Below are 23,297 nucleotides of genomic sequence, written 5' to 3'. Positions count from 1 at the left end.
CGCCATGGCAAAAAGTCGTAGCCTCGGCGGCGGACGACACGAGAATCGAGACGGGGAACTTCATGACGATCCTTCGCATGCTGGTCGGCCTGCTGGCCGCTTTCGGGCTGTGGCAGGCCGCTTTCGCGCAAGATGCTGGCGACGAAGACGCCCCCAAGCTCTCCGAAAAGACCTTCGAGGCCTTCAAGCTGCGCAGCATCGGCCCAGCCTTCATGTCCGGGCGCATTGCCGACATCGCCATCGTCCCCGACCACCCCTCCACCTGGTATGTCGCGGTCGGCTCCGGCGGTGTCTGGAAGACCGAGAATGCCGGCACGACGTGGAAGAGCCTGTTCGACGGGCAAGGCTCCTACTCGATTGGCTCACTCGCGCTCGATCCCAATGATCCAAGCCGCATCTGGGTCGGCACCGGCGAGAACCACGGCGGGCGCCATCTTGCCTTCGGCGATGGTCTCTACCTCTCCGAAGATGGCGGCAAAACCTGGACCAAGAAGGGCCTCGAAGGCACCGAGCGCATCGGCAACATCATCGTCCACCCGGAAGATTCCGACACGATCTGGGTCGCAGCCCAAGGTCCGCTCTGGTCGCCGGGCGGCGAGCGCGGGATCTACAAGACCACCGATGGCGGCGAGACGTGGGAGAATGTCCTCTCTGCCGGGCCCTATACCGGCGCGGGCGATCTCATCATCGACCCCAGCAATCCCGACCGGCTCTACGCCGCGCTGTGGCAACGCCATCGCACCGTCGCGGCCTATGTCGGCGGCGGTCCGGAAAGCGGGTTGTGGCGCAGCGAAGATGGCGGGGAGAACTGGACCGAGCTCGAGACCGGCCTCCCCGAAGGCAATATGGGCAAGACCGGCATCGCCGTCTCTCCCATGCAGCCCGATGTCGTCTACGCAGCCATCGAGCTCGACCGGCGCGAAGGCGGCGTTTGGCGTTCGAACAATCGCGGGTCGAGCTGGACCAAGATGTCCGATACGGTCAGCGGCGGCACCGGCCCGCATTACTATCAGGAGCTTTATGCTAGCCCCCACTATTTCGACCGCATCTACCTCGTCTCCAACACTTCGCAGATCTCGAACGATGGCGGGAAGACCTTCAGCGATCTCAACAACGATCTGAAGCATGTCGACGATCACGCGATCGCCTTCCACCCGACCGATCCCGACTACATCATGTTCGGCTCTGACGGTGGACTTTACGAAAGCTGGGATCACGCCGAGACTTGGCGCTTTATCGACAACCTGCCGATCACGCAGTTCTACAAGGTTGCGGTCGACGATGCCGAGCCGTTCTACAATGTCTTCGGCGGCACGCAGGACAATAATTCGCAAGGCGGCCCCTCGCGCACCGATAACGTTCAGGGCATCCGCAACTCCGACTGGTTCGTGACCCTGTTCGGCGACGGGCACCAATCCGCGACCGAACCCGGCAATCCCGACATCATGTATGCGCAGGCGCAGCAGGGGAACCTTGCCCGCGTCGATCGCACCAATGGCGAGGTCGTCCTGATCCAGCCTCAGCCCGCGCCCGGCGACCCGATTGCGCGCTGGAACTGGGATTCGCCGATCTGGATCAGCCAGCACGAGCCAACCCGCGTCTATTTCGCTTCGCAGCGCCTGTGGCGTTCGAACGATCGCGGCGACAGCTGGAGGGCGATTTCGGGCGATCTCACGCGCAACGAAGATCGCATGCGCCTGCCCGTGATGGGCCGCCAGTGGAGCTGGGATGCGGGCTGGGACATCTACGCGATGAGCCAGTACAACACGATCACCTCCATCGGGGAATCGCCCTTCGATGAACGCGTGCTCTATGTCGGCACCGACGATGGCCTCATCCAGGTGACAGAGGATGGCGGGGCGAACTGGCGCCGCATCGAAGTCGGCTCGCTGCCCGGCGTTCCCGAACGCGCTTTCGTCAATGACATCCGCGCCGATCTACACGATCCCGACACGGTCTATGTCGCGCTCGACAATCACAAATATGGCGACTTCAAGCCGTATCTTCTCAAGAGCACCGATCGCGGGCGCAGCTGGCGCTCGATCGCGGGCGATATCCCTGAGCGGCATCTGGTCTGGAGGATCGTACAGGATCACGAGGACCCCAACCTGCTCTTCACCGCGACCGAGTTTGCGCTGATGTTCAGCCTCGATGGCGGGCAGAAATGGACCAGGCTGTCGGGCGAAGCGCCGACCATCGGATTCCGCGATGTGACGATCCAGCGGCGCGAGGACGATCTGGTGGCGGCAACCTTCGGGCGCGGCTTCTATATCGTGGACGACATCTCCCCGCTGCGCTCGCTTTCCGAAGCGGATCTGAACCGCGAGGCGATGCTTTTCCCGGGCCGCAAGGCGTGGTGGTATGTCGAACAGCCCGACCTCGCTTTCTCGCCCGGCGGATCACAAGGCCACGGCTATTTCCGCGCGGAGAACCCACCATTCGGCGCGAACTTCACCTATTATCTTGCCGAGGACATCCAGAGCCTCGAAGAGATGCGGCAGGAGCGCGAGAAGCCGGCAAACGAGGCGATGCGCGACACGCCCTTCCCCGGCTTCGATGCGATGACGGCGGAAATCCTCGAGCAGGACCCGGCGGTCTATCTCACCGTGCGCGATAGCGATGGCAATGTCGTGCGGCGCTTGAAGGGCCCCGCAAAGAAAGGCTTCCACCGCGTCAACTGGAACCTGCGCTATCCCGACACCGGGGCGGCCAATCCGCTGCGACCGGGGCAGGACGAGCCCAACGGCTATCTCGCCGCGCCGGGCCAGTACACCGTCTCGCTGTCGAAGCGGGTGCGGGGGCAGACGACCGAGCTTGTCGGTCCGCAGCCCTTCATGGTCGAACGTCTGCGCGATGGCGCGCTGCCCGCGCAGCCCGATACGCAGGCCTTCTGGCAGGACGTCGCCGCTTTCGATCGCAAGGTGACCGCGGTGGCGCAGTCGCTCGACGAGGTGGAGAAGAAGATCGAGTTCCTCGATATCGCCGTTGCGCGGACGCCCGGCGGCGATCCTACCGCGCTCGACAACCGCCTCTCCGCAATCCGGAGCGAAGCACAGACGCTCGACGCCATGCTCAATGGCAACCAGGCGCGCAACGCGATCTACGAGCGCACGCAGCCTACGGTTCGCAGCCGGCTTGGCTTCGTGATGTTCGGGACGAGCCGCTCGACATACGGCCCGACGCAGAACCACCGCGATCAGCTTGGCTATGCCAAGGCCGAATTCGACGCGGTGCGCGACCGCTTGCGGACCCTGCGCGAGCAGACGATCCCGGCGTTCGAGGCCGAGCTCGAAGCGGCCGGTGCGCCCTGGGTGCCGGGAGCGGCTATCCCGCAGTAATCAAAACCGCGCGGGGCTTGTCCGATCACAGGCCCCGCCTCAGGATACTCCAATGAATCCCAAACGCCTGTTTCGTCAGGTCCATTACTGGCTGTCGCTCGCCATCTTCGTTCCCGCCGCGATCATGTTCGTCGCGGGCGGTTTCCTGATGCTCAAGAAGGAGATCGAGTGGATCCAGCCTGGCACCGAGCGGGGCGTGGCCGAAGCGCAATTGCCAGAGGTCAGCTTCGAGCAGATGCTGGATGCCGCACGTGCGCACCCCGAGGCCGGGATCGAAGAATGGTCCGACATCGACCGCATCGACCTGCGCGTCGATCGCGGCATCGCCAAATTGCGCGCCAATTCAGGATGGGAAGTGCAGGTCGATACGCAGACGAGCGAGGTTCTCAAAGTCGCCTACCGCCGCTCGGACGTGATCGAGCAGATCCATGACGGTTCGTTCTTCGCCGACTGGGTGAAGCTCTACATTTTCCTGCCCACCGGCGTGCTCCTCATCATCATGTGGGGAACGGGCGCGTATCTCTTCCTCTTGCCCCGCATCGCGAAATCGAAGAAGCAACGGGCCAAGAAACCCGCCTGATCCAAGGAATTCCGATGCGCTTATCGCTCGCCGCCGCCGCCCTCGCTCTTATCGCCACCCCGGGAGGAGCACAGGATGCGATGAAGCCGGTCGAGGAACAGATCGGCGCAGGCGGCAGACCGGTGGGCGCGAACTGGTCGCGCAGTCCGGTCTATGGCGAGAACGGCATGGTCGCGACCGCGCATCCGCTGGCGACGCAAATCGCGCTTCAAATCCTGCGCGAGGGCGGCACCGCAGTCGATGCGGCGATTGCGGCCAACGCAGCGCTCGGCCTGATGGAGCCGACGGGCAACGGGATCGGCGGCGATATCTTCGCCATCATCTATGACCCCGCAACCGACAAGCTCTACGGCCTCAACGGTTCGGGCCGCTCGCCTATGGGGCAGACGCTCGATGAGTTGAACGAGAAGCTCGACGGCGCGGAAGCGTTGCCCCCGGTCGGCCCCCTGGCCGTCACGATTCCCGGCACGGTCGATGGCTGGTTCGCCATGCATGAACGCTTCGGCAGGATGCCAATGAGCGATATCCTTGCACCGACTGTGGAGTATGCCCGCGAAGGACACCCGGTCGCGCCGGTGATCGCGATGTATCTCGACCGCAGCTTGCGCGCTTACACACGCCGGCTCGAAAGCTTCGATTTCGAATTCGACAATGCCCGCGCCACCTGGTTTGCCGACGGCACGGCGCCTGAAGCGGGCGAGATTTTCAAGAACCCGGACCTTGCGAATACGCTGGAGACGATAGGGCGCGAAGGGCGCGATGCATTCTACGAAGGCGAGCTTGCCCGGACGATGGTCGATTACCTTCGGGAGCAAGGCTCGGCCTACACGATGGAAGATTTCGCCGCCCACAAAAGCGACTGGGTCGAGCCCGCCTGCACCGAGTATAGGGACGGCTTCGAACTGTGCGAACTGCCGCCCAACACGCAGGGCTTCGCCGCGCTGCAAATGGTCAATATCCTGAAGAATATTGACCTCTCGCAATGGGAGCGCGGGAGCCCCGAGGTTATCCACTACATCACCGAAGCCAAGCGCCTCGCCTATGCCGATGTCGCGCGGTTCTACGCCGATCCCGACTTCACCCGCTTCCCCGAAGAGCTGCTGAGCGAGGAATATGGCCGGGAACGCTTCGCGCTGATCGATCCCGACCGTGCCACGCCCGAATTAGGTCCCGGCGAACCCAAATTGGAGGGTGAAGGCGACACCACCTATCTCACCGTCACCGACAAGGACGGCATGATGGTGAGCCTCATCCAGTCCAACTATCGCGGCATGGGCGGCGGGTTGGTGCCCGATGGCCTCGGCTTCATGTTTCAGGATCGCGGCGAGCTCTTCAGCCTCGATGCAGCGCACCCCAATGCCTACGAACCGGGCAAGCGCCCCTTCCACACGATCATCCCGGCTTTCGTGAAGAAGGACGGTGAGGCCTATATGACGCTTGGCCTGATGGGCGGCGGTATGCAGCCACAGGGGCATGTCCAGATCCTCATCAACATGGTCGATTATGGCATGAACATTCAGGAAGCGGGCGATGCCGCGCGCATCAACCACGATGGCGGGCGGCAGCCTACCGAAGCACTCACCGGCCCCGCCGCCGATCCGCTCGGCACGCTCAATGTCGAACCCGGCATCCCACAGGCGACCATCGAGGCATTGGAGGCAATGGGCCACAATGTCCGCGTGGTCGAGAACGGTATCATGTTCGGCGGCTACCAGGCCATCGCCCGCAACCCCGAAACCGGCGTCTATGCCGGCGCCACCGAAATGCGCAAAGACGGCCAGGCCAGCGGGTACTAGCTTGAATGGAAAACGGACCCACCAAGGGTCCGCAAGACCGACCGGCCGCCCGCAGCTGCCCCGGAGCGGAGCGAAGGGAATAGCAGCGAGGACGATCGCCCGGATGGGCGATCGAAAAACAAGAATGGTGACCCCGGCGCGATTCGAACGCGCGGCCCTCAGATTAGGAATCTGATGCTCTATCCGGCTGAGCTACGGGGTCCCCGAGGCTTCGCCGTACTGCGCCGGCTCTCGGCTTGCAAACACTTGTGAATCTTGAAACGGCGAGATTGCCCGCGCATTGGTTCGTCATGGAACAGACCAACGAAATAATGGGATGGTTCGGCGGAATGGATCGGCTTTCCAACGTCGCCATCGGAGCCGTTTTCTTTTACGTATATATCGTCCTGCTGGTGCGGATTCTGGGCAAGCGCACGACCAGTCAGATGAACAATTTCGACTGGATCATCACCATCGCGGTCGGCAGCCTCGCGGCGAGCGGCGTCCTCCTGCGCAACGTGGCCATCGCTGAAGCGGCAGCCGCGATCGCGATCCTGGCCGCCGCGCAATGGCTGACGACGAAACTGGTGCTCAAGAGCGACCTCGCCTCCAAGCTCGTCAAGGAGGAGCCGACCATGCTCACTCACAAGGGCGATTTCCTGCGCGACGCGATGAAGCGCACGCGCGTGTCAGAAGAGGAGGTGATGGGCGCGCTGCGCGCCGAGGGTCTTTTCAATGTCGAAGACGCCAATTGGGTCATCCTGGAGACCAACGGCGAATTCAGCGTCATCCCGAGAGAGGATATCGCAGCGAGTGATGCCTGCGTCCTCGAAGGCGTATCGAAGCCCGACAAGCTCGACTAATTCAGTTCGTCCGGCGGCGCGACCGGGAAAGGCAGCGGCGCAACCGGCACGCCTTCATCCACCAGTGCCCTGGCCTCTTCCATCGTTGTCTGACCGTGGATCGCGGTCTCGTCGCGCTCGCCATAGTGCATTTCGCGCGATTGCTTGGCGAAATCCTTGCCGACCCAGGTGCTCTTTTCGAGCGCCTTCGCCTGCGCGCTGGCGAGCGCCTCCATCGCCTTTTGCACTTCGGGCGAAGGCGGCATGTTGCTGACCGGTTGCCCATCGTCGACTGCGGCCGGTGCCACATCTGCAACCGTATTGCCCTTCGCCGAAACCGCCGGAGCCATCGGGGCCTTGCCAATGTCGCCAGTGCCGCATTGGGGGCACTCGACGAGCCCACGAGCCTTCTGGTCTTCGAAATCGGTGGACGAGCCGAACCAGCCCTCGAAACGGTGGCCGTGCGTGCAGCGAAGGTCGTAAACGATCATACGCTCTATTTGGCGATTTCGCGCCGGTTCGCAAGGCTCGGCACCTGCGCGCGGACCTCGTCGATGCTCGCGAGGTCGATGTCGCAAAAGCCGAGGCTCGGCCCCTTATCTCCCATATCGAGCAGCACCTCGCCCCATGGATCGACCACGAGCGAATGGCCATATGTGTCGCGTCCATCCTCGTGTGCGCCGACCTGTGCGGCGGCGATGACAAAGGCGCTCGCCTCGATCGCGCGGGCGCGCAGCAGGACATGCCAGTGCGCCTCGCCGGTCGGTACGGTGAAGGCGGCGGGCACCGCGATCGCGTCGCATCGCCGGTCGCCGAGTGCGCCGAACAAAGCGGGAAAGCGAAGGTCGTAGCAGACCGCCAGGCCGAGCCGTCCGAAAGGCGTGTCCTCGACGGTGATGACCTCGCGCCCGGCCTCGTAGGCATTGCTCTCGCGCCAGCTTTCGCCGGTCGAAAGCTCGACGTCGAACATGTGGATTTTATCGTAGGTGACCGGCGATCCTTCGTCTGCGGCGAGATAGACGCTGCGATTGGCGAACTTGCCGGATGAGACCGCGACCGGGAGCGAGCCCAGCGCCAGGTCGATCCCAAGATCGCGCGCTCGCTCGCCGAGCCGCGCGATCATCGCCGCCGGCCCCTCGCCCCCGATCCATTCGGCCGCCCGCCGCCGGTCGCGGTCGAGCAGCAGCGCCATCTCCGGCGTGAAGAGGATGCGCGCCCCGCCCTCGGCGGCTTCGGCCATCGCGGCCTCGATCGCGGTGCCATTACCCTCCGGCTCGATTCCGGAGGTCATCTGCAACAGGGCGATGCGGGTCATTCAGCTCGCCAGCAGCGCGTCGAGCTCGCCCGCTTCCTCGAGCGCGGCGAGATCGTCGGATCCGCCGACATGGGTCTCGCCGATGAATATTTGCGGCACCGTGCGCGCCTGCGGGGCGCGCGCCAGCATCTCGTCGCGCTTCGCACCGCCCATCGTGATGTCGTGCTCTTCAAACTGAGCGCCCTTTTCCTGCAGGAGGCGCTTGGCCCGCGTGCAGAAGGGACAGGCGAACTTCGTGTAGATGTCGATCTGAGGCTGGGTCATGGTCTAAGTCCCGGTAATATAGTGTGAACCTTGCGGCAAGAACGTGCCCACCCCGCCCTCTTGAAAGCCGATATGCGCGCCCTAACTAGAACGTGTCGCCGCGTTCTGCCAGCCCTTGGGGAACGCATGATGGCGGCAGACACACACGGGTGCTGCGCGAAAAGCAGGCCCGTTCACATATCGAATTGCTCAACACGGAGGATTTGGAAATATGTCACGTCTCGATTTTACCCCCTATCGCCGCAGCACCGTCGGCTTCGATCGCCTGTTCGACATGCTCGAAGGCCAGGCGCGGGCCAGTTCCGGCGACAATTACCCCCCGTTCAATATCGCCAAGAGCGGCGATGACAATTACCGGATCACGCTGGCCGTGGCCGGCTTCCGCTCGCAGGATCTCGACATCACCGCGCAGGCAAACCTGCTGGTGGTCCAGGGACGCAAGCGCGAAGACGCAGAGGGTGACGGCGAATTGCTGCACGTCGGGATCGCGAATCGCGGTTTCGAGCGGCGTTTCGAACTCGCCGACTATGTCCGCGTCGACAATGCGACGCTCGCCGACGGCCTGTTGGTGATCGATCTCGTGCGCGAAGTGCCCGAGGCGATGAAGCCAAAGAAGATCGCCGTCTCGACCGCGCCGACGCTGACCTCGGTTCCGACCGGGCAGGATGCGGACGATACGGATGCAGGCGAAGCGCGCGAAGCCGACGCTGCTTGACGCGCTGCTTGCGATGCGGCGCGGGCGTCGATGAAAACCGCGCGGTATCAAAAACTTACATATGTTAGGAAAGTATGGGGGCGGTCGTCGCAAGACGCCGCCCCCGCGACCGTAAAGGCCGCCTCGACCAAACCTGACCGTCCGGGTCGCAGAAGACGGTCAACCCCAGTGCGAGTTCGAAGCGATCATTTTCAGCCCATAGCACGCCGAAGAGATCGCAAACTCTTGCTCCTCCCAGCCACTCGAAAGGGATCGGTTGCGGAAAGCGCTGATAACGTAATCCCCCCGCCCGCCTTACGAAAACCTGAAGGGCACCCTCCGCCGTAAAGCGAAGCGGAGCGCTGGGCGCAAGGATTAATTTCACCGGCTTGTAAGGACGCGACACAAGCGTTCCTGCGCAGTTGCATCCGCGCAAGGATCGGACGCTCTGTGAGAAACGGTTGGAAAATCGGCGTTCTGCGGCACCGAACCTCGCGGCTTACCCGTCAGCTAACGCCCCGTTCTTAGACCAGGCGCGACTGTTCCAGTGCGGCGGCGATGAAGCCGGCGAACAGCGGATGCGGATCGAAGGGCTTGGATTTCAGTTCGGGATGAAATTGCACGCCAACGAACCAGGGATGGTCGGGACGCTCGACGATTTCGGGCAGCAGACCGTCGGGCGACATTCCGGCAAAGACCAGTCCCTGCCGTTCGAGCGGATCTATATAGCGTGAATTGACCTCGTAGCGGTGGCGGTGACGCTCCGAAATCGTCGTCGCCCCGCCATACATCGCCGAGGTGTGGCTATTGCCGGCCAGCTTGGCTTCGTAGGCGCCGAGGCGCATCGTCCCGCCAAGGTCGCCGCCCTCCTCGCGCTCCTGAATGCCCTCTTCGCTCATCCATTCGGTGATGATGCCCACCACCGGCTCGTGCGTTTCGCCGAACTCGGTCGAGGAAGCCGCATCGAAACCGGCAGTGCGCGCCGCCTCGATACAGGCCATCTGCATGCCGAGGCAGATGCCGAAGAACGGCACCTTGCGTTGCCGCGCGAAGCGTACGCTGGCGATTTTCCCTTCGCTGCCGCGCTCGCCGAAGCCTCCGGGCACGAGAATGCCGTGCAGCGGTTCGAGCGCGGAAACGACCTCGCTTTCGTCCTCCCCTTCGAACACTTCGGCGTCGATCCAGCGGATATTGACCTTCACCCGGTTCGCCAGCCCGCCGTGGACCAAAGCTTCGTTCAGGCTCTTATAGGCGTCGGGCAGGCCGACATATTTGCCGACCACGCCGATCGTCACCTCGCCTTCTGGATGGAAATAGCGATCCGTCACATCTTCCCAGGCCGACAGATCGGGCTCGGGCGCATCGGTGATGCCGAAGCCGCGCAGCACTTCGGCATCGAGCCCCTCGCGGTGATATTGCTCGGGCACCGAATAGATCGAGGGCGCATCGAGCGCGGGGATGACGGCCTCGCGCCGGACATTGCAGAAATTGGCGATCTTCTGCAGCTCGGCCTCGGGAATGGGATGTTCGGCGCGGCACAGCAGCACGTCGGGCTTGATCCCCAGGCTGGCCAGCTCGCGCACCGAATGCTGCGTCGGCTTGGTTTTCAGCTCTCCCGCCGCGGCGATATAAGGGACGAGCGTGACGTGGACGCTAAGCGTCTGGAGCGGTTCGAGCTCGTTTCGAAGCTGCCGGATCGCTTCCATGAAGGGCAGCGATTCGATGTCGCCCACCGTCCCGCCGATCTCGCACAGGATGAAATCGTGGTCCTCGCTGTCGGCGAGCGCGAATTGCTTGATCGCGTCGGTGACGTGCGGGATGACCTGGACTGTCGCGCCCAAATAATCGCCGCGGCGTTCGCGCGCGATGATATCGCGATAGACGCGCCCCGACGTGATATTGTCGCTCTGGCGCGCGGAAACGCCGGTGAAGCGTTCGTAATGGCCAAGGTCGAGATCGGTCTCCGCACCGTCGTCGGTGACGTAGACCTCGCCGTGCTGATACGGGCTCATCGTGCCCGGATCGACGTTCAAGTAGGGGTCGAACTTGCGGATGCGCACCTTGTATCCGCGCGCCTGAAGGAGGCTTGCGAGCGATGCCGCCATGAGGCCCTTGCCAAGCGAGGAAACCACGCCGCCGGTGATGAAAATGAACCGCGCCATGGGAGGCGAGCCTTAGGCCCCTCGTGGGATTCGGAGCAAGGGAAATGCGCAGGCATTGCCGCGCGCCATCCACAATTTTCGAAGGATTTCCGGCGGCGCGCTTTTACTGGTCGGCGGTCGAGGGAATCGGGGAAACGACGCCGTCCTCGGGCTCTGCCAGCAGGTCGTCGCTGGTTGCCGCCCCGCCGGTCGCGGGAGCCGCGGCGCCAGGTTCACCGAGCAGATCGTCGGAGGCGGGCGCAGGCACGTCGCGTTCGAGCGTCGAACTGACATCGGCGATGCGCGATTCGCTGACGGCCATGGCCGCGAGCAGGATCGACATGACGACGAAGGCGACCGCGAGCCACTTGGTCGAGCGGGTCAGGAAGTCCGCCGCCCCGCGCGCGCCCAGAGCGCCGGACGGATTGCCGCCGATGCCAAGGCCGCCGCCCTCGCTGCGCTGCATAAGCACGACGCCGACGAGCGCCGCGGCGATCAGGGCCTGGATGACGGTCAGGATGAGAAACAACGACATGGTTCGGCTTCACAGAATGAATGATGGGATGTGCCGCCTGCATCTAAGGCGCGGCGGCTTCGCGGACAAGGTGCGGCGGGGCGGAGCGGGGAAAACGGGGGCCGGCAGCTAGTGATCCTCAGCTATCGTCGGCTTCGGCGGCGGCGAGCGCGATGCCCATGAAGCTGTCGGCGGTCAGGCTCGCACCGCCCACCAGCGCGCCGCCTACTTCGGGGACGGCGAAGATATCGGCGGCGTTGTCGGGCTTCACCGAACCGCCATAGAGAATGCGCACGGCGCCGCCCTCTTCCTTGCCGTAGAGCTCGACCAGCAGCGCGCGGATCGCGGCGTGCATCTCGCCGATATCGGCGGGCTTCGCGACATTGCCAGTCCCGATCGCCCAGATCGGTTCGTAGGCGACGGTCAGGCGCTGCGACGCGTCTTCGATTTCGGGCGGCAGCGAGGCTTCGAGCTGTTCGCGCACGAAATCGAGCGCGCCACCGCCCTCGCGGATATCGGCGCTTTCGCCGCAGCACATGATGATCCTCAGACCCGCCTCGAACGCCGCCAGCGCTTTGGCGCGCACCACCGCGTCGCTTTCTCCGTGGCCGCCACGCCGCTCCGAATGGCCGAGGATCACGAATTTCGCGCCCGCATCGGCAATCATGCTCGCGGAAATGTCGCCGGTATGCGCGCCGCTATCCTCGTCATGGCAGTCCTGCGCGCCGACGATGATCTGATCGGCCTCGCGGTGGACCGGGTGAATCAGCGTATAGGGCGGCGCGATCGCGACCTCGACCTTCATGTGCCGCTGCGCTGCGCGGTCGATCGCGCGCGCTTCCGACAGCATGGCCCTGGTGCCGTGCATCTTCCAGTTTCCAACGATGTAGGGCCGCTGGGACATATCTCTTCCTGAAGGGCTGACGGGCGACTGCGAATCCTGGCGAAGACGAATCTTCGCGAAGGAACGGCTATTTAGGTTCGGGGGGCGACGTCCGCTAGACGGGCTTGCAAGTTTAGTCAAAACCGCCGCGCACCTGTTGCCGCGAGGTCGCAGGGTGGATAAGGCGCTGCTACGGCGGCACGTCGCGCGCTCGCCGGCCACCCAAGCAGGATCGCTAACCCACATGATTTCGCTGTTCCGCAATTTCTTCCAGTCGAAGATCGGGCTGCCGATCTTCATCGGCTTTCTCATCATCGTCGCCCTCGCCTTCGCCGCCAGCGACATTTCCGGCTCGGCGACCTTCGGGGGGCTGAGCGGCGACGACAAGGTCGCGGTGGTCGGCGACCAGGCGATCACCAGCAACGAGATGAACGCGGCGATGAACAATGCGCTCGATCGCGCGCGCCAGCAGAACCCGACCATCACCATGCCGCAATTCGTCGCCGCCGGCGGGCTGGAAAGGGAGCTCGACCTGCTGATCGACCGCTATGCGGTGGGTTTGTTCGCGCAGAAATACGGCCTTCGCGCGGGCGATAATCTAATCAATAGCGAGATCCTGCAGATCGGCGCCTTTCGCAATCTGACGGGCGAGTTCGATCAGGCGACCTACCAGGCGGCCTTGCAGCAGCAGGGAATCACCGATGCGATGCTGCGCCGGGATATCGCCGACGGGTTGCTCGCGCAGCAGATCCTGCGGCCGGCGCTCGCCGCGCTGTCCCTGCCCCGGGCGGCGGCGCGGCAATATGCGGCGCTCGTAACGGAGCGGCGCGAAGGCGCGATCGGCGTGGTGCCCAGCGCGCTCTACGCGCCCGAAGGCGACCCCACCCGGGCACAGCTCCAAGGGTTCTATGACGAGAACCGCGCGCGCTACATCCTGCCCGAACGGCGAGCCTTGCGCTTCGCGCGCTTCGGCGTCGATGCGGTGCCGCCCGTCCCCGCGCCCAGCGAGGCGCAGATCGCCGCGCGCTACCGGCGCGATGCCGCGCAATATGCAGCGCAGGATCGGCGCGCGATCACCAGCTTCGTCGTCCCGACCCGTGAGGCTGCGCAGGCGCTTGTTCAGCGGGTGCGCGGGGGAATGTCGCTCGAAGCCGCAGCGCGCGAGGCGGGCTTCAACGTCTCCTCGGGCGAGCCGCGCGGGCGCGAGGAACTGGCCTCGGCGACCAGCGCCGCGCTTGCCGAAGCGGTGTTCGCAGCCGAAGAAGGCGATATCCTCGACCCAGCGCGCAGCACGCTCGGCTTCTACGTCGCGCGGGTGGACGAAATCGAGCGCACCCCTGCGCGCGAACTTTCCGCGGTGCGCAGCGAGATCGTGCAGCAATTGGAGGACGAAGCGCGCGCCGCCGCATTGGCGCAGCTGAGCAGCGAGATCGAAGAGCTGGTGGACACCGGCAGCTCGCTCGGCGACGTGGCCGAAGCATACGGGCTCGAGGTCGAAACCATTACCGGCCTTACCGCCGATGGCCGCCGCTTCGGCGTTCCGGGATCGGCGCTCAGCCCGACGCTGCAACCGGTGGTCGACGTCGCCTTCCAGATGGAAGAAAGCGAGCCCCAGCTCGCCGAAATCGTGCCGGGCGAGCAATTCCTCGTCTTCGACGTCGCCGACATTGTCGCCAGCGCCGCTCCGCCGCTCGCCGAGATACGCGATGAGGTGATCGAGGCCTGGCGCCTGGAACAGGGCAGCGAAGAGGCGCGCGAGGTCGCGAACCGCGTGCTCGAACAGGTCCGCGCGGGCACGCCCCTTGCCGAAGCGATGCGCAGCGAAAACGCACAGCTGGACGAGGTCGATCAGATCAGCCTCTCGCGCCGTGCGCTGATCGAAGGGGGGCAGCGCATTCCCGCGCCGCTCGTGCTGATGTTCTCGATGGCACAGGGTTCGACCAAGCTACTCGAAGGCGAAGGCAACGTGGGTTGGTTCCTGGTCGATCTCGACACGATTGCGACCGATCCGATCGCCGACGACGATCCGCTGCTGGCACAGACGCGCGAACAGATCGGCGGCGCGATGACGGGCGAATATGCGAGCCAGCTTTCCGCCGCGATCCGCGAGGAAGTGGGCGCTGAGCGCAATGCCGAGGCGATCGAGGCGCTGCGCCGGACGCTTGCGGGCGAGAGCTGATGCGCGCCTCGTTCGACCTCGGCCCCTCCATCGCCGCCGGTTGAGCGGCCCGGTGCCGCTGGAAAACGCCGAAGCCGCAGCCGCGGCGCTCGCGCGGGGCGAGTCGGCGCTGGTCTGGCGCCGCGTGGTCGCCGATTGCGATACGCCAGTGGGCGCGGCGCGGCGGCTGATCGAGCCGGGGCGCGGCGATTTCCTGCTCGAATCGGTCGAAGGCGGCGAAGTGCGCGGCCGCTACAGCCTGCTCGGGCTCGACCCCGATCTGGTGTTCCGCGCGCGCGAAGGTCGGGCCGAGATCAATGCCGCCTGGCAGCAGGACCGCGACAGTTTCGTCTCGCGCGACGGGCACGCGCTTTCGGAATTGCGAGCGCTGGCGGAAAGCTGCCGCATCGATGTGCCCGAGGGGGCCGAAAACGCTCTGCCCCCCGCACTCGCCTGCCTCGTCGGCTATTTCGGCTACGAGACGATCGGCCTCGTCGAGACCCTGCCGCGCGCGCCCGAAAGCCCGCTCGGCCTGCCCGACATGCTGTTCGTGCGCCCGACACTGATCCTGGTGTTCGATTCGCTCACCGACACGCTGTTCTGTGTCGCGCCCCTGTGGGAAGCGCTCGATGCCGGGGCCGCAATCGCCCGCGCCGGGGAGCGAATCGAGGAAGCCTTGCGCGCGCTCGCCCGGCCCCGCCCGCCCGAACCGCGTGGCGAACCGGGCAGAAGCGAACCCGAACTCGCACCCGTTATCGCCGGCGAGGACTACAAGGCGATGGTCAGGCGCGCGAAGGACTACATTGCGGCGGGCGACATCTTCCAAGTCGTGCTGGCGCAGCGCTTTACCTGCTCCTTCACACTGCCGCCGTTGGCGCTCTACCGCGCGCTCAGGCGGGTGAACCCTTCGCCCTTCCTCTATTTCCTCGACCTGCCCGGCTTCGCGATCGTGGGATCGAGCCCCGAAATATTGGTGCGCGTGAGGGCGGGCGACGAGGGGAAACGCGAGGTGACGATTCGACCGATCGCCGGCACGCGGCCCCGCGGGGCAACGCGCGCGGAGGACGAGGCGAACGAGGCTTCGCTGCTCGCCGATCCCAAGGAATGCGCCGAACATCTGATGCTCCTCGATCTGGGGCGCAACGATGTCGGCCGGGTGGCCGCACACGGGAGCGTCAGCGTGACTGACAGCTTCCAGGTCGAACGCTACAGCCATGTCATGCACATTGTCAGCAATGTCGTCGGCCGGCTCGCGTCGGACAAAGACGCGCTCGATGCGGTCTTTGCGGGCTTCCCGGCGGGCACCGTGTCGGGCGCGCCCAAGCTGCGCGCCTGCGAGATCATTGCCGAATTGGAACCCGAAACGCGAGGAGCTTATGCCGGCGGAGTGGGCTATTTCGCGCCCGACGGCTCGGTCGACAGCTGCATCGTGTTGCGCACCGCGGTGGTGAAGGACGACGTAATGCACGTGCAGGCGGGCGCGGGGATCGTCGCCGACAGCGATCCCGAGTACGAGTTGGCCGAATGCCGCGCCAAGGCCGGCGCCCTGATCGCCGCCGCGCGCGAGGCGACGGCGCTCGCCAGCGAGCCGGGATACGGGCAGTGAGGCGCGCGGGTCTTCTTGGTTTGGGCGCGCTCGCCCTCGCCGCCTGCAGCGAGCAGCCCGCCGGCGAACCGGTCGTGCGCGCTCCGCTGGATGGAGCCGTTGCCCCGGACACTCCCGTTCCCACCCCGACGAAAGCCGCCGAAACCGGCGTTTGCCAACCCGCCAGGTTCGAGGGCGTCTCGCTCACCCACTGCATCGCCGATCCGGCGCGGCACGCGATCTCAACGGCGCTTGCTCCGGCGAGCGGCGAGCGGGCCGGCACGATCGCCGGCTGGGCAGAAGGTCGCCAGACGGACAGCATCGTCTTCGTCGTGAATGGCGGGATGTATGGCGACGATCTGCGCCCCGTCGGCTACTTCGTGGAAGGCTCCGAGCGTCTGGCCGAGATCGACCGCAGCGAGGCTTCGGGCAATTTCTACATGAAGCCCAACGGCGTTTTCTTCGGCAGCTCCGGCGAATGGCGCGTGCTCGAAACCGAGACTTTTGTCCGCACTATCGGCACGCGGCCTGAGTTCGGCACGCAATCGGGGCCGATGTTGGTCGTCGAGGGCGAAATGCACCCCCGGTTTCAGGAAAACGGCCCCTCGCGCGCGGTCCGCAACGGGGTCGGCGTCGATGCGCAGGGCCGCGCCCATTTCGTGATCTCGGACGAAGCGCTCAGCTTCGGCCAGCTAGCACGCTTCTACCGCGACGAGCTCGAGGTGCCCAACGCGCTTTATCTCGACGGCAACGTCTCGTCGCTCTGGAACCCGGCGAGCGGCCGGCAGGATGGGGGCCGGGTCGGGCCGCTGATCGTGGTGGAGACGAAATGACATATCCCGGCAACATGCAAAGCTACGAACGCACGCTCTATCCCGAGATCGAGCCCTACGAGACCGGCATGCTCGACGTGGGCGAAGGGCATCGGCTCTATTACGAGCGTGTCGGCACGCCCGGCGCGAAGCCTGCGGTGTTTCTCCATGGCGGCCCGGGCGGCGGGATGGCGCCTTCGCATCGCCGCCAGTGGGATCCGGAGCGCTACGACGTCCTCCTCTTCGACCAGCGCGGTTGCGGCAAGTCGGAGCCCTTCGCGGGACTCAAGCACAACGACACTTGGCGCATCATCGCCGATATCGAGCGTCTGCGCGACATATGCGGGCACGATGCATGGCAGGTCTTCGGCGGCAGCTGGGGCGCGACGCTCGCGCTCGCCTATGCGCAGGCGCATCCGGATCGCGCGACCGAGATCATCCTGCGCGGCGTCTTCCTCGCCCGCGAGCGCGAAAAAAGCTGGCTCTACGGCTACGGCGCGAGCGAGATCATGGCCGAGCAATGGGACGCCTTTTCCGGCCACATTCCGCAAGGCGAACGCGGCGATCTTGTCCAAGCCTATTACGACCGCCTGACCAGCGAAGACGAGGCGACGCGGCTTGCGGCGGCGAAGGAATGGTCGCTTTGGGAAGGCACCGTCGCGACCCTGCTTCCTAATGCGGACCTGCTCGCCGATTTCGAGGACCCGGCAAAAGCCGTCCCCTTCGCCCGCATCTGCGCAAAGTTCTTCCTCGAAAACTTCTACCTCGAAGAAGGCCAGCTACTGCGCGACATGGACAAGATCGCACACATCCCCACAATCATCGTGCAGGGCCGCCACGACATCTGCACACCGCCCGGCGCCGCCTGGGCGGTCAAAAAAGCGCATCGGAAAGCCGAGCTCTGGATGATCCATGACGCGGGCCATTCGGCGGGCGAGCCGGGGATCATCGACGGCCTCGTGCGCGCAACCGATCACTTCGCAGGCAACACCGCATGAGCCAGATTCTCGTCATCGACAATTACGACAGCTTCACCTTCAACCTCGTACACTACCTTATGGAGCTGGGCGCCGATGTGCGGGTGGAGCGCAACGACGCGATGAGCGCAAGCGAGGCGCTGGCGACCAACGCTACCGGTTTCCTTATCTCCCCCGGCCCCTGCACGCCCAACCAAGCGGGTATCAGCCTCGATCTCGTCGCCGCATGTGCGGATGGCGAGAAACCGCTACTGGGCGTGTGCCTCGGCCATCAGGCGATCGGGCAGCATTTCGGCGGCACGGTTACGCGCGGCGGGTTGATGCATGGCAAGACCTCGCCTGTCACGCATGACGCAACGGGCGTGTTTGCCGGCCTGCCCTCGCCCTTCACTGCGACCCGCTATCACAGCCTCGAAGTGGTCGACGTGCCCGAAACACTCATCGCCAACGCCCATGCCGAGACACCCGGCGGCGATCACGTAAGCGTCATGGGTTTCCGCCACAAGACACTCCCCATCCACGGCGTGCAATTCCACCCGGAAAGCATCGCGACCGAGCACGGCCACGACCTGCTCGCGAACTTTCTCCAGCTTTGCGGCATCGAAGCCCAAATGCGAGAAGGGGCGCCCGCATGAAGACCCTCCCCCTTGCCGTTCCGCATATGAACGAAGTCGAGGCCGAGGAAGTCTTCGGCTGGATCCTTGATGGCCAGGCATCGGACGAGGAGATTGCGCGCTTCCTGCTCGCCATGACCGAACGCAGCGAAACCGCCGAGGAAATCGCCGGCGCCGCGCGGGCGCTGCGAGCACGGCTGATCCCGATCGAAGCACCAGAAAGCGCGGTCGATTGCTGCGGCACAGGGGGCGATGGGCATCACACGCTCAACGTCTCGACCGCCGTATCGCTGGTTGTCGCGGCGTGCGGCGTGCCGGTCGCCAAGCACGGCAACCGCGCCGCCTCGTCGAAATCGGGCGCTGCGGACACCTTGGAAGCGCTCGGGCTCGATATGGACGCGGCGGGGCGAACAGCGGAAAAAACGTTGGCAGAGCTCGGCATCTGCTTCCTCTTCGCCAAGAACCACCACCCCGCGATGGGCCGCATTCAGCCCATTCGGCAGCGATTGGGCAAACGCACGATCTTCAACCTGATGGGCCCGCTGTCCAACCCTGCCGGCGTCCAGCGCCAGCTGATCGGCATCGCGCGACCTGCCTATGTCCCGATCTATGCCGAGGCCAAGGCACGGTTAGGGACGCAGCGGACCTTTATCGTCTCGGGCGACGAGGGGCTCGACGAACTGAGCCTTGCGGGCGGAAACGAGCTGGCTGATGTGACAGGCAGCGAGGTTTTTATGCACCGGGTCGAGGCGAGCGATGCGGGACTGGAAAACGCCCCAGTCGAAGCGATCCGCGGCGGCGATGCTGAGCATAACGCGAAGGCGCTAAAAGCGCTGCTAAAGGGCACACCGGGGCCATACCGAGATGCGGTGCTGCTCAACGCGGCGGCGACGTTGATGGTGGCTGGCAGGGCCGGGAACCTCGAAGAGGGCGTGGCGATGGCGGCGGAGGCGCTGGATAGCGGTGAAGCGGCCAAGCTGCTGGCGGACTGGATCGAGATGGCGAAATAAGGAACTTGTGGTCATCCCCGCGAAAGCGGGGACCCAGAGCGGTCGAAGCGCAACATCTCCCTGGGTTCCCGCTTTCGCGAGAATGACAAGTTTTTGAGAACAGAATGAACAAGCTCGAAGAAATCTGCGCCGCCAAACGCGAAGTGGTCGCCGCCCGCAAGAAGGCGGTGCCGGCCAGCGAGCTCGAACGCGCCGCCGCGATCCAGACAGCTCCACGCGGCTTCGAGGCCGCTCTTCGCAAACGCGCCGAAACCGGCTTCGCGCTGATTGCCGAAATCAAGAAAGCCAGCCCCTCAAAGGGCCTCATCCGCGAAGACTTCCAACCCGCGCAGCATGCCAAGGACTACGAAGCGGGCGGCGCGACCTGCCTTTCGGTCCTCACCGACGCGCCCTATTTCCAGGGGCACGAGGACTATCTCATCGCCGCACGCGCAGCCTGTGCACTGCCTGTTCTGCGCAAGGACTTCATGATCGATCCGTGGCAGTGCCTCGAAGCGCGCGCGATCGGGGCGGACGCAATCCTCATCATCGTCGCCGCGCTGGGCGACGCGGCAATGGCCGAAATCGAAGCCGCCGCGCGCGAACATCGCATGGACGTTCTGGTCGAAGTCCATGACGAAGCCGAGCTCGAGCGCGCCGCAAAACACCTCGAAAGCCGCCTGATCGGCGTCAACAACCGCGATTTGAAAACCTTCACCACTTCGCTCGCCACGACCGAACGCCTGGCTCCGCTCGCGCCTGCCGACGCGTTGATCGTCGGTGAGAGCGGGATCAACAGTCACGCCGATTGCGAACGCTTGGCGAAATCGGGCGTGTGCGCCTTCCTCGTCGGCGAAAGCCTGATGCGCGCCGACGATTTGCCCGCGGCCACGCGGACCCTTATCGAAGGGTGACACCGAGGCAGTCGCCAGATTGACACTTCGGACTGCGCAGAGTGACGCTTTGCGGCGATGGGTGACACTTCGTGCCGTCCGGGTGACAGTTCGTGTTCCACCATTTTGCGCTGTCCTACAGCGACCGAAACTGGCAGAATTCCGGCCATGACGACGCCTTCTTTCCTTGCGAACGACAGCCGTGCCGGTGCCTCGACATGGCGGTCCCGGATGTTTTTCCCCTGGACCGTGTTCCACTTGTTCCATCCTGTAGGAGATCCGGCATGAGCAAGCTCACGCATCTGGACGCGGATGGCGCGGCGCGGATGGTCGATGTCGGCGGCAAACCGGAGACCCGCCGCGTCGCAATCGCCTCCGGTCGGATCACCATGAGCGGCGAGGCGCTGGATGCAATTCGCGCCGGCGATGTGCCAAAGGGCGACGTGCTGGGGGCGGCGCGCATTGCCGGGATCATGGCAGCCAAGCGCACCGGTGAACTGATCCCGATGTGTCACCCGCTGGCGCTCGATGCGGTAACGCTCGACTTCGCTTTCGAGGAAGGAGCGATCCACACGACGGCCACCGCCTCGCTGACCGGCAAAACCGGGGTCGAGATGGAGGCGATGGTCGCGGTCTCCACCGCGCTGCTGACGATCTACGACATGGCCAAGGCGATCGACAAGGCGATGGTGATCGGCGAGGTCTGCCTGATCGAGAAGAAAGGCGGCAAGTCGGGGCATTGGAAAGCACCTGGAGCCAGATGAACGACTGGCTCCCACTCGAAGACGCGCAGGAACGCCTGCTCGCCCTCGCGCCCGCGCCGCGCAGCGAAGAGGTGCCGACACAGTCCGCGCTCGGCCGCATCCTCGCCCGCGACATCCGCGCCCGCCGGACGCAACCGCCCGCCGACCTCTCGGCCATGGACGGCTACGCGGTGCGCGGCGAGGGGCCGTGGCAGGTGGTGGGCGAAAGCCGCGCGGGATCGCCATTTGCAGGCGCTTTGGCCTCCAGCGAAGCGGTTCGCATCTCGACCGGCGCGGCGATGCCCGAAGGGGGCGAAAGCGTGTTGATCCAGGAGGAGGCAACGCGCGATGGCGACACGTTGCACGCCGCCGAACCCCTCTCCTCCGGGCGCCACATCCGCCGGCGCGGCTTCGACTTCGGCGAAGGCGACACGCTGCTGGAGGCAGGCTGCGAGATCGGCGCAGCGCAGATCGCGCTCGCCATGGCGGGAGGGCACGGTTCGCTGAGCGTCGCAGTGCCGCCTACCGTCGCGGTGCTCGACAGCGGCGACGAACTCGCCGCCGATCCCGAAGCGCTCGGCCGCGGCCAGATACCGGCAAGCAACGGCGCCATGATCGCCGCCCTGCTCGCGCCGCATGTGGGCGAAAGCCGCCGCATCGGACCGGTCGCCGACGACATGGACGCGCTCGTCCGCGCGCTGGCCGAGGCGGAGGAATGCGACATCCTCGTCACCTCGGGCGGCGCCTCGGTCGGCGATCACGATCTCGTCCAGGCGGCATTGCGCGAATGGGGCGCACAGCTCGCCTTCTGGAAGGTCGCGATCCGGCCAGGCAAGCCGCTGATGGTGGCGGAGCGCGCGGTCGCAGGACGCCGCCAGGTCATCCTCGGCCTGCCGGGCAACCCGGTGTCGAGCTTCGTGACGACCCTGCTCTTCGCCGTCCCGCTGGTACGCGCCTCGCTCGGGGCGAGCCGGGTGCTGCCGGAGCTGCGCACCGCGCGCCTCGCGGAAGGCCTGCCCGCTGGAGGCAGCCGGCGCGAGTTCCTGCGCGGCATCCGTTCGGGCGGCGAGGTGCGGCGCGCCGGTTCGCAGGACAGCTCGGCGCTGCGTGCGCTGGCGGCGGCGGACTGCCTGATCGTTCGGCCCGCCGATGCGCCCGCGGCGAGCGCGGGAGAGCAAGTGCGCATCCTTTCCCTCCGAAATGGCTGAAACGTGGGGAAGACCGCGCGATCGCCCGCTTGACTTGGGGGAACGGGTTGCCTATTCGTTCCGTATTCGTTCACCATATCGGTGCGACGAGGAGCGGCCCGAACCGCACATGGATGCGCCCAGGCCGGCGCAGGTGCCTCTGGGGCTGCGCGAATTCGGCACTCGGGGCCGGCGTATGCTCGCGTCGGCGCGATGGGTGCGCCTTGATGGAGTTTGCCCATGTTAACGGCAAAACAGCATGAACTGATCCGTTTCATCCAGACCCGTCTCGGGGAAACGGGCATTTCGCCCAGTTTCGAAGAGATGAAGGAGGCGCTCGACCTCAAAAGCAAGTCTGGCGTCCACCGCTTGATCTCGGCTCTAGAGGAACGTGGTTTCATCCGCCGCCTGCCCAATCGGGCGCGCGCACTCGAAGTCATCCGCATGCCCGAAGATGCAACGCCCGCCTCGCGGCAGAGCGTCGCGGCGAACGACATGGTCGCCTCCGTTTCCAAGACGATGGCGAACGCACCCGAACCTGCGAACGATGTGATCGAGATCCCGCTGCACGGCCGGATCGCCGCCGGCGCCCCGATCGAGGCGCTCGAAGGTCAAAGCTCGCTTCCCGTTCCCGCCGCGCTGCTCGGCCCGGGCGAGCATTACGCGCTCGAGGTTTCGGGCGACTCGATGATCGAGGCCGGTATCTTCGACGGCGATTTTGCGCTCGTGCGCCGCACCAATTCAGCCCGCGACGGCGAGATTGTGGTGGCGCTTGTGCGCGGCGAGGAGGCAACGCTCAAATACCTCCACAAGGACGGTGGCAAGGTCCGGCTCGACCCGGCCAATATGGCCTATGAGGCGCAGGTCTACGGTCCCGACGAGGTCGAGGTCCAGGGCAAGCTTGCGGGGCTGCTGCGCCGCTATCACTAGGGCGCAGCTTGCCGCTGTTCGCATTCGCTCGGCATTGGACGAGGCGCGGTGGCGCTTCTTCGG

The 23,297-nt window shown here is 65.3% G+C and carries 21 protein-coding genes and 1 tRNA gene; 15 read left to right on the top strand and 7 right to left on the bottom strand.

All coding sequences use genetic code 11. The annotated features are described in order from the left end of the window. Positions 1 to 62: 62 nt before the first annotated feature. From V2I30_RS07525 to ggt, 3 genes are read left to right on the top strand one after another with little or no spacing between them, the layout of a single operon-like run. A complete protein-coding gene (locus V2I30_RS07525) occupies positions 63 to 3,338 on the top strand; it encodes a VPS10 domain-containing protein (RefSeq protein ID WP_330661498.1) in 3,276 nt (1,091 codons plus the stop codon). Between the two features lie 52 nt (positions 3,339 to 3,390). Beyond that, positions 3,391 to 3,918: a PepSY-associated TM helix domain-containing protein gene (locus tag V2I30_RS07520; RefSeq protein WP_330661497.1), complete on the top strand. Its 528-nt coding sequence runs from the start codon at positions 3,391 to 3,393 to the stop codon at positions 3,916 to 3,918. Between the two features lie 14 nt (positions 3,919 to 3,932). Further along, positions 3,933 to 5,714 carry a gamma-glutamyltransferase gene (ggt, locus tag V2I30_RS07515; protein ID WP_330661496.1) on the top strand — a complete coding sequence of 594 codons (1,782 nt, stop codon included), beginning with the start codon at positions 3,933 to 3,935 and terminating at the stop codon, positions 5,712 to 5,714. Positions 5,715 to 5,839: 125 nt separating this feature from the next. On the opposite strand, the gene V2I30_RS07510 is transcribed toward ggt, so the two are convergent. After that, positions 5,840 to 5,916, bottom strand: a tRNA-Arg gene (locus tag V2I30_RS07510). 88 nt (positions 5,917 to 6,004) lie between these two features. On the opposite strand from V2I30_RS07510, the gene V2I30_RS07505 reads away from it, so the two are divergent. Then, a complete protein-coding gene (locus V2I30_RS07505; RefSeq protein WP_330661495.1) occupies positions 6,005 to 6,556 on the top strand; it encodes a DUF421 domain-containing protein in 552 nt (183 codons plus the stop codon). On the opposite strand, the gene V2I30_RS07500 is transcribed toward V2I30_RS07505, so the two are convergent. From V2I30_RS07500 to grxC, 3 genes are read right to left on the bottom strand one after another with little or no spacing between them, the layout of a single operon-like run. After that, complete coding sequence (locus V2I30_RS07500) at positions 6,553 to 7,026, bottom strand: DUF1178 family protein (protein ID WP_330661494.1); 474 nt, start codon at positions 7,024 to 7,026, stop codon at positions 6,553 to 6,555. The two genes, V2I30_RS07505 and V2I30_RS07500, sit on opposite strands and share 4 nt — an antisense overlap. A gap of 5 nt (positions 7,027 to 7,031) precedes the next feature. Continuing rightward, positions 7,032 to 7,850, bottom strand: a complete 819-nt coding sequence (locus V2I30_RS07495; protein ID WP_330661493.1) for a carbon-nitrogen hydrolase family protein — start codon at positions 7,848 to 7,850, stop codon at positions 7,032 to 7,034. Further along, a complete protein-coding gene (gene grxC, locus V2I30_RS07490; RefSeq protein WP_330661492.1) occupies positions 7,851 to 8,114 on the bottom strand; it encodes a glutaredoxin 3 in 264 nt (87 codons plus the stop codon). Between the two features lie 211 nt (positions 8,115 to 8,325). Between grxC and V2I30_RS07485 the strand changes: the two genes are divergently transcribed. After that, positions 8,326 to 8,829: an Hsp20 family protein gene (locus tag V2I30_RS07485; RefSeq protein WP_330661491.1), complete on the top strand. Its 504-nt coding sequence runs from the start codon at positions 8,326 to 8,328 to the stop codon at positions 8,827 to 8,829. A gap of 503 nt (positions 8,830 to 9,332) precedes the next feature. Here the strand turns inward: V2I30_RS07485 and V2I30_RS07480 are convergent. The 3 genes from V2I30_RS07480 to tpiA form a co-directional block, all read right to left on the bottom strand. Further along, a complete protein-coding gene (locus V2I30_RS07480; protein ID WP_330661490.1) occupies positions 9,333 to 10,970 on the bottom strand; it encodes a CTP synthase in 1,638 nt (545 codons plus the stop codon). Positions 10,971 to 11,073: 103 nt separating this feature from the next. Continuing rightward, positions 11,074 to 11,484, bottom strand: a complete 411-nt coding sequence (gene secG, locus V2I30_RS07475) for a preprotein translocase subunit SecG (protein WP_330661489.1) — start codon at positions 11,482 to 11,484, stop codon at positions 11,074 to 11,076. A gap of 118 nt (positions 11,485 to 11,602) precedes the next feature. Continuing rightward, entirely contained in the window at positions 11,603 to 12,367 is a 765-nt protein-coding gene (gene tpiA / locus V2I30_RS07470) for a triose-phosphate isomerase (protein ID WP_330661488.1), read from the bottom strand. Between the two features lie 223 nt (positions 12,368 to 12,590). Between tpiA and V2I30_RS07465 the strand changes: the two genes are divergently transcribed. The 10 genes from V2I30_RS07465 (at position 12,591) to lexA (ending at position 23,234) form a co-directional block, all read left to right on the top strand. Beyond that, complete coding sequence (locus V2I30_RS07465) at positions 12,591 to 14,525, top strand: peptidylprolyl isomerase (RefSeq protein ID WP_330661487.1); 1,935 nt, start codon at positions 12,591 to 12,593, stop codon at positions 14,523 to 14,525. Positions 14,526 to 14,577: 52 nt separating this feature from the next. Continuing rightward, the gene (gene trpE / locus V2I30_RS07460; RefSeq protein WP_330661486.1) at positions 14,578 to 16,110 is read left to right on the top strand and encodes an anthranilate synthase component I; all 1,533 of its coding nucleotides are present in this window, start codon (positions 14,578 to 14,580) and stop codon (positions 16,108 to 16,110) included. 20 nt (positions 16,111 to 16,130) lie between these two features. After that, the gene (locus V2I30_RS07455; protein WP_330661485.1) at positions 16,131 to 16,922 is read left to right on the top strand and encodes a phosphodiester glycosidase family protein; all 792 of its coding nucleotides are present in this window, start codon (positions 16,131 to 16,133) and stop codon (positions 16,920 to 16,922) included. Further along, positions 16,919 to 17,899 (top strand): prolyl aminopeptidase, encoded by a 981-nt coding sequence (gene pip / locus V2I30_RS07450; protein ID WP_330661484.1) that lies wholly within the window; start codon positions 16,919 to 16,921, stop codon positions 17,897 to 17,899. The genes V2I30_RS07455 and pip overlap by 4 nt, the downstream gene beginning before the upstream one ends. Then, the gene (locus V2I30_RS07445; protein ID WP_330661483.1) at positions 17,896 to 18,513 is read left to right on the top strand and encodes an anthranilate synthase component II; all 618 of its coding nucleotides are present in this window, start codon (positions 17,896 to 17,898) and stop codon (positions 18,511 to 18,513) included. The genes pip and V2I30_RS07445 overlap by 4 nt, the downstream gene beginning before the upstream one ends. Continuing rightward, the gene (gene trpD, locus V2I30_RS07440) at positions 18,510 to 19,502 is read left to right on the top strand and encodes an anthranilate phosphoribosyltransferase (protein ID WP_330661482.1); all 993 of its coding nucleotides are present in this window, start codon (positions 18,510 to 18,512) and stop codon (positions 19,500 to 19,502) included. Before V2I30_RS07445 ends, trpD begins: the two co-directional genes overlap by 4 nt. 104 nt (positions 19,503 to 19,606) lie before the next feature. Beyond that, positions 19,607 to 20,395, top strand: a complete 789-nt coding sequence (gene trpC, locus V2I30_RS07435; RefSeq protein ID WP_330661481.1) for an indole-3-glycerol phosphate synthase TrpC — start codon at positions 19,607 to 19,609, stop codon at positions 20,393 to 20,395. A gap of 263 nt (positions 20,396 to 20,658) precedes the next feature. Beyond that, positions 20,659 to 21,138 carry a cyclic pyranopterin monophosphate synthase MoaC gene (gene moaC, locus V2I30_RS07430; protein ID WP_330661480.1) on the top strand — a complete coding sequence of 160 codons (480 nt, stop codon included), beginning with the start codon at positions 20,659 to 20,661 and terminating at the stop codon, positions 21,136 to 21,138. Continuing rightward, a complete protein-coding gene (locus V2I30_RS07425; protein ID WP_330661479.1) occupies positions 21,135 to 22,325 on the top strand; it encodes a molybdopterin molybdotransferase MoeA in 1,191 nt (396 codons plus the stop codon). Before moaC ends, V2I30_RS07425 begins: the two co-directional genes overlap by 4 nt. Positions 22,326 to 22,544: 219 nt before the next feature. After that, a complete protein-coding gene (gene lexA, locus V2I30_RS07420; protein WP_330661478.1) occupies positions 22,545 to 23,234 on the top strand; it encodes a transcriptional repressor LexA in 690 nt (229 codons plus the stop codon). The last annotated feature ends 63 nt before the right edge of the window (positions 23,235 to 23,297 follow it).

It is taken from the genome of Erythrobacter sp., from assembly GCF_036351135.1.
Lineage (GTDB): Bacteria > Pseudomonadota > Alphaproteobacteria > Sphingomonadales > Sphingomonadaceae > Erythrobacter.
The sequence above is the reverse complement of the archived record's forward strand: the minus strand, read 5'-3'. Positions and strand labels throughout refer to the sequence as shown.

Coding starts and splice junctions, on each gene's coding strand:
- V2I30_RS07500 (WP_330661494.1), bottom strand. CDS start 7,026: ATGATCGTTTACGACCTTCGCTGCACGCACGGCCACCGTTTCGAGGGC.
- secG (WP_330661489.1), bottom strand. CDS start 11,484: ATGTCGTTGTTTCTCATCCTGACCGTCATCCAGGCCCTGATCGCCGCG.
- V2I30_RS07465 (WP_330661487.1), top strand. CDS start 12,591: ATGATTTCGCTGTTCCGCAATTTCTTCCAGTCGAAGATCGGGCTGCCG.
- grxC (WP_330661492.1), bottom strand. CDS start 8,114: ATGACCCAGCCTCAGATCGACATCTACACGAAGTTCGCCTGTCCCTTC.
- lexA (WP_330661478.1), top strand. CDS start 22,545: ATGTTAACGGCAAAACAGCATGAACTGATCCGTTTCATCCAGACCCGT.
- V2I30_RS07520 (WP_330661497.1), top strand. CDS start 3,391: ATGAATCCCAAACGCCTGTTTCGTCAGGTCCATTACTGGCTGTCGCTC.
- pip (WP_330661484.1), top strand. CDS start 16,919: ATGACATATCCCGGCAACATGCAAAGCTACGAACGCACGCTCTATCCC.
- V2I30_RS07525 (WP_330661498.1), top strand. CDS start 63: ATGACGATCCTTCGCATGCTGGTCGGCCTGCTGGCCGCTTTCGGGCTG.
- V2I30_RS07445 (WP_330661483.1), top strand. CDS start 17,896: ATGAGCCAGATTCTCGTCATCGACAATTACGACAGCTTCACCTTCAAC.
- V2I30_RS07425 (WP_330661479.1), top strand. CDS start 21,135: ATGAACGACTGGCTCCCACTCGAAGACGCGCAGGAACGCCTGCTCGCC.
- V2I30_RS07495 (WP_330661493.1), bottom strand. CDS start 7,850: ATGACCCGCATCGCCCTGTTGCAGATGACCTCCGGAATCGAGCCGGAG.
- trpC (WP_330661481.1), top strand. CDS start 19,607: ATGAACAAGCTCGAAGAAATCTGCGCCGCCAAACGCGAAGTGGTCGCC.
- V2I30_RS07505 (WP_330661495.1), top strand. CDS start 6,005: ATGGAACAGACCAACGAAATAATGGGATGGTTCGGCGGAATGGATCGG.
- tpiA (WP_330661488.1), bottom strand. CDS start 12,367: ATGTCCCAGCGGCCCTACATCGTTGGAAACTGGAAGATGCACGGCACC.
- trpD (WP_330661482.1), top strand. CDS start 18,510: ATGAAGACCCTCCCCCTTGCCGTTCCGCATATGAACGAAGTCGAGGCC.
- V2I30_RS07480 (WP_330661490.1), bottom strand. CDS start 10,970: ATGGCGCGGTTCATTTTCATCACCGGCGGCGTGGTTTCCTCGCTTGGC.
- ggt (WP_330661496.1), top strand. CDS start 3,933: ATGCGCTTATCGCTCGCCGCCGCCGCCCTCGCTCTTATCGCCACCCCG.
- moaC (WP_330661480.1), top strand. CDS start 20,659: ATGAGCAAGCTCACGCATCTGGACGCGGATGGCGCGGCGCGGATGGTC.
- V2I30_RS07485 (WP_330661491.1), top strand. CDS start 8,326: ATGTCACGTCTCGATTTTACCCCCTATCGCCGCAGCACCGTCGGCTTC.